This is a genomic window from Kocuria sp. CPCC 205258 (assembly GCF_040981005.1).
GTDB classification, from domain to species: Bacteria; Actinomycetota; Actinomycetes; order Actinomycetales; family Micrococcaceae; genus Kocuria; species Kocuria rosea.
Map to the genome: position 1 here is coordinate 1 of NZ_JAVKPS010000005.1, position 11,600 is coordinate 11,600.

An 11,600-nucleotide genomic window follows, 5' to 3' on the forward strand; every position below is an offset into this window, starting at 1 on the left:
CCCTCGCGGGGGGGGGGGGGGCCGGGGGGCGGGGTGGCCCCCCCGCCCCCCCCGGGGGGGGGGGGGGGGGGCGGGGTTGCCCCCCCCCCCCCCCCCCCCCCCCCCCCCCGGCGGACGTCCTCCGGAGACATGCCGTGGCCGTGGTCGATCACCTGCACCTGGGCGGAGTCGCCCGACTGGGAGTCCAGCACGAACACCGTGCTGTTCGCGGACGAGTACTTGATGGCGTTGGAGATGAAGTTGTCCAGCACCTGGCGCATGCACACCGGGTCGCAGTCGACCACCAGGGTGTCCGGCGTCCAGGCCTTCACGGAGATCCCGGCCCGATCGGCATGGGGCTGGGCGGCCTCGGCGGACTGCTCGAGCAGCGCCACGAGGTCCGCCGGGACAACGTGCAGGTCGGCGGTGTCCCGGCGGGAGTTCAAGCGGTCGTCGACCAGGCTCAGCAGCTGGTCGGCGTTGCGCTCGATCACTTCCAGCCCGGCATGCGCGGAGCCGGGCAGCCGGTCGTCCATGGCCAGCAGCTCGGTGTAACCGCGAAGGGAGGTGAGCGGGGTGCGCAGCTCGTGGGAGATACCGGCCACGAACTCGTCCTTGGCCTGCAGGGCGTCCACGAGCTCGGTGACGTCGCTGAAGGACAGCACGGACCCCTCCCGCCCGCCCGTGCTCGTCGCGCATGACGCGGGCGGTCACGGACAGCACCTGCTGGGCGGGCGGTTCCCCCCCCACCCGCACCAGGTCCGCGGAGAAGGACTCCCCCGCCACCGCGCGGGCGATCGGCCGGGCCGAGGAGGACAAGGGGGCGCCCGCCCCGTCGTACAGCACCGGGAGCGCCGAGGACGACGACGTGCGTGCCAGGCGCTGCTGGGCGTGGGCGTGCAGGTGACCGTTGTTGGTGAGCAGCGGCACCCACGGCATCGCCACGGTCAGCAGCGCCCCCAGCGGGGCGGCCGCCCGGGGCAGCTGGGCCGAGGCGACCAGCCAGAGCACGGGCAGGGCCGCCAGGAACGGCACCCCGAGGAACTGCCGGTGCTAGCGCGTCGGGCCTGCCGTGGGACCGCTCAGGCGGCCGGGATCAGTGCGCCGTCGGCCGCACCGGGAGTCTCGGGTTCGCGCAGGACGGCTCGGGCTATCTCGTGGTCGCCCACCACGGACATGAGATCCACGCCGTGGAACCCGGTGATCCGTCCGTGGCTGATCTCCGCCTCGTGCTCGGTGTCCAGCAGGCAGGCGGGGACCAGCTCGACCGGGACCCGGTAGTCCGCCCACACGTAGGTGTGCCCGGGGACGCGCCGGCCCTCGGTCATGGACTCGAGCACGGCCTCGAGACCCGGGTCGTGGCCGGAGGGCAGCTGGTAGGAGAAGAGGCGGGCCCACTCCACCGCCCCGGCGGGAGTGGTGGCGGTAAGGATGCTGAGGGTCACGGTCATCGTGGGGTTCCTTCCGGGACGCTGCGTGGACCGGCGGAGGCACCTGCCCTCCCCCAGCCTCCGTGAGCTGAGTAACAGGGGCGTGTCCCACACCTGCCAGCTTCCCGTGCCTTCGCCGCCCTGCGCGGGCGTGCGGGTTGGAGACCCAAGGATCAGTGCTTGTGGGAAGGCGGGTGAAGCCAGTGGCGCCGTCACAAAGAGCGCCGAACCGTCATGAAGCTGATGGTCGCCGGGGTCCTCAGCGGCGTTCGGGGCGCCTGCCTGCCGCGCCGTCAGGGCGGATCGTCCGAGGTGGTCGCCGGTACTGCCAACCGGTCGGTAATCCGCTATGACCTGCAGAAAGACAGCTGACTTACTGGTCATTAGGGAGGAAACACCCCAGGACGCAGGCCGTCGTATCCGCCAGCCCATTTCGTCCGCAGCGGCAAGAACCGGGCGCGAGAAAAGAATGCCATGTTGCCGTTTGTCCTAGTCGGACTCTTGAACCCCGCGCAAATGCCCTTCTACGGTGGTGTCACCCGGTTCTCAGGGAAGGCCTGTCTCACAGGCCTGGACACATTCTCTTTCGCGCGCATGGCGACTTCTTCGTCATGCCCTTTTGAGGGGACATCATGAACGATCTGCAGAAGACTCTCGCCGGTGCGGCCATCGCGGCCGCCCTCCTCGGAGGCTCACTGGGCACTCCCGCGTTCGCGGGCGGGAACCATGACCACGAGTCCAATGGTGATTACGAAGACAAATCCAGTGATGACTACGACAAGGACGAAAAGGACGACGAGAAGGACGACGACGAGTACGACGTCAAGAACTGGTACCACGACGAGAACGAGAACGGCGAGAAGGACGACGAGGAGAAGTACCACCACGAGCACGTCTGGCAGTACGACGGCAAGCACTGGTTCCACGACGAGAACGAGAACGGCGAGAAGGACGACGACGAGGAGTACCACCACGAGTACACGTGGGAGTACGACGACAAGGCCGACGACGACGAGGACGAAGAGGAGGACGAGAAGAACGACGAGGAGGCTGACGAGGACGAGGACGAGAAGGACTACCACCACGCTCACCACGGGAAGCACTGAGACCCGGATGACAGGGGCAGCCAGGGCGCTCCCCGCATGAGACGCAGGAGCGCCCCACCCCTTGCGCGGGTGGGGCGCTCCTGCGTCACCGGCCGGCCGGCCGCGGCCCTGGTGCCGGGTGCTGCGCGAAAGGAGGCTCATCCTCGTGGTCGCCCCCGTCACGGTCGAAGCCTGCCTACCGTGGGACGGGGGAACGAGCGAAAGGGATGACCGATGACCGAATACCCGCAGTTGCAGACCATCGTGCTGGACGCGACGGACGTCCGGGGGCTGGCGGAGTTCTACCGGAAGCTGCTGGGCCTGCGGTACCTGCCCCGGGATGAGCCGCCGACGGACGGATCCCCCGACGACGACGGGTGGCTGGTCCTCACGGACGCCCACGGGGCACGGAAGCTGACGTTCCAGGCGGTCCCCGCCCTACCCCGGGTGACGTGGCCCGACGCGTCCGGCGTGGCGCAGCAGCTGCACCTGGACCTGTCCGTCCCGGATCGGCAAGCGCTTGAGCTTCAGCGGGAACGGGCCCTCGAACTGGGTGCCGAACTGCTGCGCGACCGCTCGGACGATCCGGAGGAATCGTTCTACGTGTTCGCCGATCCCGCAGGGCACCCGTTCTGCATCCTCGTCGCGTAGACCCGCACAGCAGGACACCGCGTCACGCGCGGCCAGAAGGGGCGACGACGACGGAGCTCCGCGGTCGCGGCGAGATGCTGGGCGCGCCGAGGCGGGACACCTCCCCGGACATCCCAGCTAGTGCTCCGAGGTGTGCGGACGCAGCCTCGCCTCCTCGACGTCCAGGACGCGCTGGGCGTCGGCCAGGATCCTCGAGGGGTACTTCCCCTCCCGGCGGGCGGCGAGCAGGGCCTCGCGCTCCGCGCGGACCACGGCCAGGCGCAGCTGCCGGTACTGGTGGTGCGGGGTGGGGGCGTCCTTCTCCTCGCGGACGTGGGCCCGCTCCCAGGCGGACTCGCTGCGCAGGAAGGTGTCCTGGCGGACGCGCTCGACGACGTCGGGGTCCGCGGCCGCGCCGTCGCCCAGGACCGCACCCGGCGCGTCGAGGACCCGCAGCCCGGCGTCGGCGATCTCGTCGAAGAGGGCCGCGGACTCCCGCAGATCCGCGGTGGTGTCCACACCGCGGATGCCCAGCACCCGGATGAGGGCGGGCAGCGTGCCGCCCTGCAGCAGCAGGGTGGTGACCGCCACGGTGAAGGCGATGAGCACGAGCTGCTCCCGGTAGGGCACGGCGGCGGGCAGGGACTGGGCCGCCGCCAGGGTCACCACCCCGCGCATGCCGGACCAGCCCAGGACCACGGCACCCCGCCAGCCCAGTCCTTCGCGGCGTTCCTGCTCCAGGTCGGCCCGCCGCTGGGCGTAGAGGCGGCGGAGCAGGCGACTCCGGCGCTGCTGCCGGGGGTCGGCGGGGCGCTCGCGCACCTGCTCCAGGCGCAGCCACAGGCGCATGATCCGGCGCTCGGCGCGGCCGGCGCGCCGGCGCAGGAGGAACACCAGCGGAAAGACCCAGGCGACGCGGATCACGATGAGCACCGCCGTGACCAGCAGGCCGATCAGCGCCGTGTGAGGAATGCTCAGCAGGTCCTGGTCGATGTCATCCACCAGGTCGTGCAGCTCCAGGCCCATGAGCAGGAACACCGCGCTCTCGAGCAGGAACTGCACGGTGCGCCAGTTCACGTCGTCGCCGATCCTGGCCTGGGCACCCAGCACGGCCGCGCCGCGGTGACCGGTGCACAGTCCGGCCACCACCACGGACAGCACCCCGGAGGCCCCGAGCTCCTCCGCGGGGATGAAGGCCAGGAACGGCACGACGAAGGACAGGGCCGTGTCCAGCACGGGGTCGTCGATCCTGGCGCGCACGGCGACGGTGACCACGCCGACGAGCAGGCCCACGGCCACGGCGACGACCACGGCGAAGCCGAAGTCGGCAACCCCGCTCCACACTCCAGACATCGTCCCTGCCGCCACGGCCAGGGCACTGCGCAGCAGCACGAGGGCGGTGGCGTCGTTGACCAGCCCCTCGCCCTCGAGCACGGTCACCAGCCGCGGCGGCAGGCCCAGCCGCTTGCCGATCGAGGTGGCCGCCACGGCGTCCGGCGGGCTGACCACGGCCCCCAGGGCGATGGCCGCGGCCAGGTTCAGGTCCGGGAGCAGGGCGTAGAGCACCAGCCCGGTGATCAGGGCGGACACCAGCACCAGGACCACGGACAGGCTGGTGATGGCTCCGAGGTTGCGGCGGAAGTCGATGACCGGGACCTTGATCGCGGCCGCGTACAGCAGCGGGGGAAGCACTCCGGTGAGGATCCACTCGTGGGGCACCTCGATGTCCGGCACCCCAGGGGCGTAGGACAGCGTCAGTCCCACCACCACCAGGAGCAGCGGCGCGGCGACACCGAGCTTTTTCGACAGGCCGGTAACCGCCACCATCAGGACGATCACCAGGACGCCCACGATTGCCATTCCCATTCCCGCACTCTAACCAGCGCAGCGAGCGCGGGCGGCGGCGCGTCCAGGGCAGGGCCGTACCGGCAGGCGTCAGGATCGGGCGGCGGCCTCGTCCCGGGCGAGGGAGATGTCGCCCGCTGCCGCGAGGACCTCGTCGCGGTCCACGAACGGCACCCGGCTCCCCCGCGGGCCGATCTCCATCCACTCCTCGTGCCCCCTGCCGTTGAGCACCACCGTGCCGTCCGGTCCGGCCGTCTCGAGGGCGAACCGGATGGCCTCCCGCCGGGTCGGCAGCTCGACGACCTCGGGCACGGACAGACCGGCGGACCGCCGCGCCGCCACCGCACGGCGGACGCCCCGCAGCACCGCGGCGCGGATGGCGGCCGGGTCCTCCGTACGGGGGTTGTCGTCCGTCACCAGGACCACGTCGGCGCCGGACTCCACGGCCGCGACTCCGGCGGGCTCCCGCTTCGTGGGGTCGCGGTCCCCGCCGGAGCTCGCCGTGACCACGAGCCGGCCCCGCGTGCGCGCCCGCAGCGCGGCCGCGGAGGACGCGAGCGCGTCCGGGGTGTGGGCGAAGTCGACGACGACGGTCGGCCACCCCGGCCCGAGGTCCACGTGCTCCATCCGCCCCGGGACACTCACCGGGCCGTCGAGAGCGGCAGTCACCTCGGACGGCGACACCCCGAGCTCGAGCAGCATCAGCGCGGCCACCGCGGTGTTGGTCCGGTTGTGCTCTCCGGGCAGCGGCGTCCGCAGCGCCAGGCTGCCGGCCGGGCCCCGGAGGAGGAACGCGTCCTCGCCCCGCTCCCCCACGATGTGCCACTGCGCGTCCGCCCCGGGATCGTTGGCCAGGCCCTCCACGGGCAGCCCGCGGCGGCCGGCCAGGTCGAGGAGACGGCGGCCGGCGTCGTCGTCGACCACCACCACCGCCCGGGACGCGAACTCGGGGGTGAAGAGACGGGCCTTGGCCGCGAAGTAGGACGCCATGTCCCCGTGGTAGTCCAGGTGCTCGTGGGAGAGGTTGGTGAAGGCGACCACGCTGTAGTGGATGCCGTCCACCCGGTGCTGGTCCAGGGCGTGGCTGCCGACCTCCATGACGCAGGCGTCGTTGCCCGCGTCCCGCATCTGCGCCAGCAGCTCCTGCAGCCGCGGGGCCGCGGGGGTGGTGACGGCGCTGCCCCGGCGCCGGTCGCCCACCACGGTCTCCGGGGAGCTCAGCAGCCCGGGGCGGCGGCCCAGGCGGACCAGGCCCGCCTCGAGGAGATAGGCGGTGGTGGTCTTCCCGTTGGTGCCCGTGATCCCCAGCATCGTCAGATCCGCGGCGGGGTGGCCCTGCAGCCGGGCCGCCACCGGTCCCAGCACGGCGCGCGGATCGTCGACGACGACCACCGGCACCCCAATCTCCTGGCCCAGCAACTGCGCGCCGCGCGGGTCGGTGAGCACCGCGACCGCGCCGGCTCCGACCGCCGCCGCGGCGTGCTGGACGCCGTGCCCGCGACCGCACTGCAGGGCGACGAAGAGGTCGCCCGGGCCGGCCTCGCGGTGGTCCTCCACCACCCGGCGCACCACCGGGTCTTCGAGCACGTCACCCGCGGCGAGCGTCCCCCCGATGTCGTGCACCAGATCAGCCAGGGGCACCGCTGCGGACGACGACCGCCCGCCCCGCGCCCGCTCAGGAGAATGCACCGTTCCAGCGTATCCGCGCCCGGAAAGAAGTCAGTACACGTATGAATTCACGCAGTCCCGTCTCGACAGCCAGGACCGTCTGTGTGGCCCCCGACACACTCCGGAAACACCGCCTGGACAATGGTCTACACCGAACCACTTCCCGCATAGGAACAAGGGGCTGACAATAGACTTTTGTCCGGTCCGATGGGGACCATGTGGGGACAGGAATAGCCCCCCACTAGGGCCGTCGCCCCGATACGCTCGGAGGACCCGAAGATCCGTACCCCTCGACGGACAAGAGAGAAGCCGATGCGCACCTCCCCCCTTGCCACTGACGTCCAGCACTACCTGGAGTCCTGCTCCCCCGCAGGCCTCACGCTCCTGGAGCTCGACATCGTCGAGGACGTCGCCGCGCTCACCCTGGCCTTCACCCCCGAGGCCCTCGACCGCGTGCTGCGCACCCAGCTGCGCACCGCCGGCACCCCCAGCGACTGGGACTGCCCGAAGGCGTCCATGGAGGTCGGCACCCCCACCTGGGCCTACGCCCTGGAACTGGCCGATCTCTTCAACGACCACTACTTCGGCCACGTGGTCCTCGAGCGCCACGAGGCCGCCCTGGGCGAGATCCTCGCCGCCCACGGCCACGAGGGCACGCCCGTGGTGATCCGCCCGGCCTACGCCCCCGGCTGCCTGGCCCTGAACCTCCGCCGCCTCAAGGCCGAGCACCTCCGCACCGCCGGCCACGCCGCGCCGGAGGCTCGCGCCGCCTGAACGGTCGGTACCGATCGCCGCCGTCCCCCGAGTGGGGGACAGAAAAAGGCACGGTCACCGTCGGGCCGACTTCCCCGCCCGACGACGTGACCCCCGTCACCACTAGGCACGACGCTGTCCCGCGAGTTCTCGGCACGAACAAGTGCAGACGCAAACATCCTTCGTCATAGAACCATCCTCATCGATTTGCGCCCCTAAACTGATGACAAGTGCAATGCAGCGCGCGGTCCACCGTCTCCCCCACGGGCTGGGAGGAGGCACCCCAGGTGGCCGCGTGCTTTTTCGGGGAGGGAGCACCACCATGCTCAAGGTCAACGAGATCAGCAGAGCGGACGACCACCGGCGTCCGCGGCTCAACGCCGCACGCACCACCGCCCGAGACGCCGCGTCCCGTACCGGCTGGCGGTCCACCTACCTGACCCGCATGCGCTGGGCCGACGGCCTGGCCCTCATCGTCACCCTCATCGGCACCCAGCTCGTCCGGTTCCAGCTCGAGAACGCCGGTCTGGACCTCGGACCCCTCTCGGTCCCCTACTGGATCGTCGGCATCACCCTGGCCCTGGTCTGGTGGATGCACCTGGGCGCCCGCGGCGCCCGGGACGTCCGACTCATCGGCCACGGCCTCGAGGAGACCCGGCAGGTGGTGCACTCGAGCCTCATCCTCTTCGGCGCCATCGCGATCATCTCCTTCGGCTTCAATCTCCCCACAGCCCGCAGCTACGTCCTGCTCGCCCTCCCCCTGGGCCTGGGCTTCCTGATCCTCGGCCGTTTCATCGTGCGGGACCGGCTGGTCAAGGCCCGCTACAAGGGCGAGGCGCTGTCCAGAACCATGGTGGTGGGCCGGCTGGCCGGCACGTGCGACCTCATCAAGTCCCTGCGCCAACACCCGACCTCGGGACTCGACGCGGCCGCCATCTACGTCCCCGAGACCCGCAAGCCGATCCCCGCGGAGCTGCAGCGCATGAGTCTCCCCCCAAATGCGCTCGCCCCGGGGGCGCGCCCCACCGTGGAGGGCATCGTCGACGCCTGCCACGAGCGCGGCATCGAGACCGTCGTCCTGTCCTCCAACGTCCCCCTGGGCACCACGGAGATCCGGCACCTCAGCTGGCAGCTCGCCGACGCCCACATCCGCCTGGTCATGGACACCGGCCTCACCGACATCGCCGGCCCTCGCATTCACATGCAGCAGGTGGCCGGGCTCCCCCTCATCCACGTGGCCACCCCGAAGCTGAGCCGCAGCCGCGCCATGACCAAACGCCTCATGGACATCCTCGGCTCCGGGGCCGCCCTGCTCGTCCTCTCCCCCGTCCTGCTCGCCCTGACGCTGATCGTCAAGGCCCACGACAAGGGCCCCGCCTTCTTCGCCCAGGAGCGCATCGGCCAGGACGGCTCCCGCTTCAGGATGCTGAAGTTCCGCAGCATGCGCACGGACGCCGAGCAGGTGCTCCAGCGCCTCAAGGAGCAGAACGAGGGCGCCGGCCTGCTGTTCAAGATGAAGGACGACCCCCGCGTCACCGCCCCCGGCAAGTGGATGCGCCGCTACAGCCTGGACGAGCTCCCCCAGTTCCTCAACGTGCTCAAAGGCGAGATGTCGCTTGTGGGACCCCGCCCCCCACTCCCCGCGGAGGTCGAGCAGTACGAGGACTACGTCCACCGCCGGCTGCGTGTGAAGCCCGGCATCACCGGTCTCTGGCAGGTATCCGGAAGATCGAACCTCGATTGGGAGCAGTCGGTGCGCCTGGACCTTTACTACGTGGAGAACTGGTCACCGGTGCTAGATATTTTAATTATGGGGCGAACATTTAAAGCAGTCATGGCAAAAGAGGGCGCATACTAATTAGTTCGACCCAAACCATTGTGCGACGTACAGCGACTCAGATGGGGAATCAAAGTTGAAGAACGATAACATTATGGTCGGCATTTATGAGCCGTGCGACGCCGGACACAGGTTCAAGTATGTGCAATATCTAATATCCCATGGAATTCACCAACGGGCAACAATCATACTATTCACAACAATTGCGGCAACCAAGAGCGACAATTACAAACTACACATTGAGCCATTGTCTGAGTTTTTCACCCTAAGTCTGGTAAGAGGTGAGGGAAATGACGAGGTAGTTCGATCGTCGAATCTATTTAATACGGACATAATGATCGTTCCTGACGGTGATTCTCTCATCTGGCGGCACATCTGGTATCGCGGATGGCGCGGCAATGGAACCCTCTCAGCATTAGTTATGAGACCAGCGGGCCAAAGCTCCATAAAACTACGTCGAACATTCGCAACAATGCTCAAGTCCATAATGATCCAAATTTCCAATGCCTACAAGAATGTAAGCGTTCTTAAACTTGAAAGCTCCATTTCCAATAACAACAACATTAACAGTGTGCCTGATCCAATTAGCTTCAAACCGAGCGAGTTCGAACTCGAATCAATTTGGCCATCAACTTCCCGGACACGTGAAATCGAATGGATAGGAGTCGTTGGAGCCCTTACTTGCCGAAAAAATATACCGTTGGTTTTAGAATCTGCGTTAAACGTGAATAGGCACCGCATTGGTATCGTTCTGGCGGGAAAACTCGACGAGTCTCTTAAGGCCGAAGTGCAAACTTTATTGCAAAAGATGGAGCGCCGGAGAATTCAGACAGTTCTGCTTGACCAGCCTCTGACTGATGGGCAATTAGATGCAATTCTCAGTCGACTAAAAATTGTCGTGCTCGCCCATTCGAATGAGGGTCCAAGCGGCATATTGGGAAAAGCAGTTGAGGCGGGTACATTCGTGGTCGCTGCCGGTGCCCACTCGTTGAGGGATGACTGCAAAATCCTAAGCAAAAGTAGTGCCTGGTCCCCCCTAAGCGCCCCCGACATTTCCGAATCAATTAGGATAGGGCTAGAACATCGTCAAGTTACGCCGCGTTCACTCAATACGGAGTGCAAATTCGCCGAGGGTCTTTTTCTTTCATATACAAAGAATAACTAAGTGCTCAAACGATCAATAATTTTGGCTGTATCGCAAATCCTATCTCAGGGTGCGATTGCAATACTATATATCGTCGTAGCGCGAGAATCCGGAGCGGCAAGTTTCGGTGGGGTCGTGGCAGCTATTGCGCTGGCCAATTTTCTTGCAGGCATTGTTGACTTTGGCACGAATAGTCTTTGGGTTCGCGGGCTTGTAACCAACGCGCTTTCGCACGACAAACTTACGGCAAGAATGTCATCGAAACTCATAATCGCTGCTGGAGTAGGTGGCGTAGTCGCCGCACTCTCCGCCATACTATTGTCAGAAACTTTTTACTACCTGTCCGGTTTACTAACCGTATCCGTCGCTTTCTTTCAATGCGCAATTGTGTCCATCAAAGCCGCGGGCGCGGGAACGCGCTTATCCGTAGCGATTCTTCTCGAGCGGCTGCTCGCAATTTTTTGGTTTTTTATACTATTGTGGGTTGGGCTTGATGCGCATATCGCCCTGGTGCTGGCTCTTAGTATAGGTTCGTTTTCAGCGGGAATTGCGGCGTACTGCACTTCACCCATTAAGTTCATAAAGGTGTCTAGCCTTGTTCGTCTGGCTTGGCCGTGGAAGGGCGCGACCTCATACGGGCTTGGCGGAATGGCTATTGCCGCTCAATCCTTAGATGCTGCAATCCTCCACACCGTCGCTGGCCCCTCAGCTACGGGAATCTTTGGAGCCGTTAATCGTTGGACCCAGCCTATGGGCGTCTTCGCAAACGCATTTGCAACCACAGGTCTGCCAGTTGTTGCAAGAACCCAGTCCTTGCGTCGTTCATATGGGGAGATGCGGAGAGCGTGGTGGATTTTGGCGATGGGTATGGCGACTTGCTTGCTTGTTGCGATTTTTGCATCCCAACTCGTTGATATTCTCCTTGGGCCGCAGTATGAGGGATCAGCCAGTGTGTTATTCCTTTTGGCCCTGGGAACCATCCCTTCCTTACTGAACCAGCCACTTTATGCCTTTTTGCAGGCCCTACATGCTAATAAACATGTTGCGACTGTAGCTTGCACATCGGTCGCCATACAACTTACATTGTGTTTCATTTTAGGTCTGCTTTACCAGGAAACTGGCATTGCTGCCGCGTTCATGATCGCTCAGTTTTGTTTTCTCACTGGCTTCATTATAATCTTAGTCTGGCGTTCGAAAACATACCCTCCTCCCTCTTCCCAATTTTAATT

11 protein-coding genes are annotated in these 11,600 nt (G+C 66.3%); 7 read left to right on the forward strand and 4 right to left on the reverse strand.

Annotation, left to right across the window (positions count from 1 at the left end; genetic code table 11):
- Nucleotides 1-644: sensor histidine kinase (locus RF644_RS10040; protein WP_368796405.1), on the reverse strand; the 644-nt coding region annotated here is incomplete at its 3' end.
- A gap of 417 nt (nt 645-1,061) precedes the next feature.
- Nucleotides 1,062-1,430, reverse strand: a complete 369-nt coding sequence (locus RF644_RS10045) for a hypothetical protein (RefSeq protein WP_368796406.1) — start codon at nt 1,428-1,430, stop codon at nt 1,062-1,064.
- Between the two features lie 213 nt (nt 1,431-1,643).
- Here RF644_RS10045 and RF644_RS10050 point away from each other — a divergent pair, with 213 nt between their 5' ends.
- The 3 genes from RF644_RS10050 (at nt 1,644) to RF644_RS10060 (ending at nt 3,145) form a co-directional block, all read left to right on the forward strand.
- Complete coding sequence (locus RF644_RS10050) at nt 1,644-1,781, forward strand: hypothetical protein (RefSeq protein WP_368796407.1); 138 nt, start codon at nt 1,644-1,646, stop codon at nt 1,779-1,781.
- Between the two features lie 260 nt (nt 1,782-2,041).
- Nucleotides 2,042-2,515, forward strand: coding sequence for a hypothetical protein (locus RF644_RS10055; protein ID WP_368796408.1), 474 nt, complete (start codon nt 2,042-2,044; stop codon nt 2,513-2,515).
- 213 nt (nt 2,516-2,728) lie between these two features.
- Nucleotides 2,729-3,145, forward strand: a complete 417-nt coding sequence (locus RF644_RS10060) for a VOC family protein (RefSeq protein ID WP_368796409.1) — start codon at nt 2,729-2,731, stop codon at nt 3,143-3,145.
- A 117-nt stretch (nt 3,146-3,262) separates the two neighbouring features.
- On the opposite strand, the gene RF644_RS10065 is transcribed toward RF644_RS10060, so the two are convergent.
- Together RF644_RS10065 and RF644_RS10070 are read right to left on the reverse strand one after the other, a co-directional pair.
- Entirely contained in the window at nt 3,263-4,984 is a 1,722-nt protein-coding gene (locus tag RF644_RS10065) for a cation:proton antiporter (RefSeq protein WP_368796410.1), read from the reverse strand.
- Between the two features lie 75 nt (nt 4,985-5,059).
- Complete coding sequence (locus RF644_RS10070) at nt 5,060-6,592, reverse strand: Mur ligase family protein (RefSeq protein ID WP_368796411.1); 1,533 nt, start codon at nt 6,590-6,592, stop codon at nt 5,060-5,062.
- A 357-nt stretch (nt 6,593-6,949) separates the two neighbouring features.
- Between RF644_RS10070 and RF644_RS10075 the strand changes: the two genes are divergently transcribed.
- The 4 genes from RF644_RS10075 to RF644_RS10090 all read left to right on the forward strand — a co-directional run bounded on the left by RF644_RS10075 (nt 6,950) and on the right by RF644_RS10090 (nt 11,598).
- Nucleotides 6,950-7,411 carry a hypothetical protein gene (locus RF644_RS10075; protein ID WP_368796412.1) on the forward strand — a complete coding sequence of 154 codons (462 nt, stop codon included), beginning with the start codon at nt 6,950-6,952 and terminating at the stop codon, nt 7,409-7,411.
- A gap of 301 nt (nt 7,412-7,712) precedes the next feature.
- On the forward strand, nt 7,713-9,248 hold the full coding sequence (locus tag RF644_RS10080) for a sugar transferase (protein WP_368796413.1): 1,536 nt from the start codon (nt 7,713-7,715) through the stop codon (nt 9,246-9,248).
- 313 nt (nt 9,249-9,561) lie between these two features.
- Nucleotides 9,562-10,392 (forward strand): hypothetical protein, encoded by an 831-nt coding sequence (locus RF644_RS10085; RefSeq protein WP_368796414.1) that lies wholly within the window; start codon nt 9,562-9,564, stop codon nt 10,390-10,392.
- Complete coding sequence (locus tag RF644_RS10090) at nt 10,393-11,598, forward strand: oligosaccharide flippase family protein (RefSeq protein WP_368796415.1); 1,206 nt, start codon at nt 10,393-10,395, stop codon at nt 11,596-11,598.
- Nucleotides 11,599-11,600: the final 2 nt, after the last annotated feature.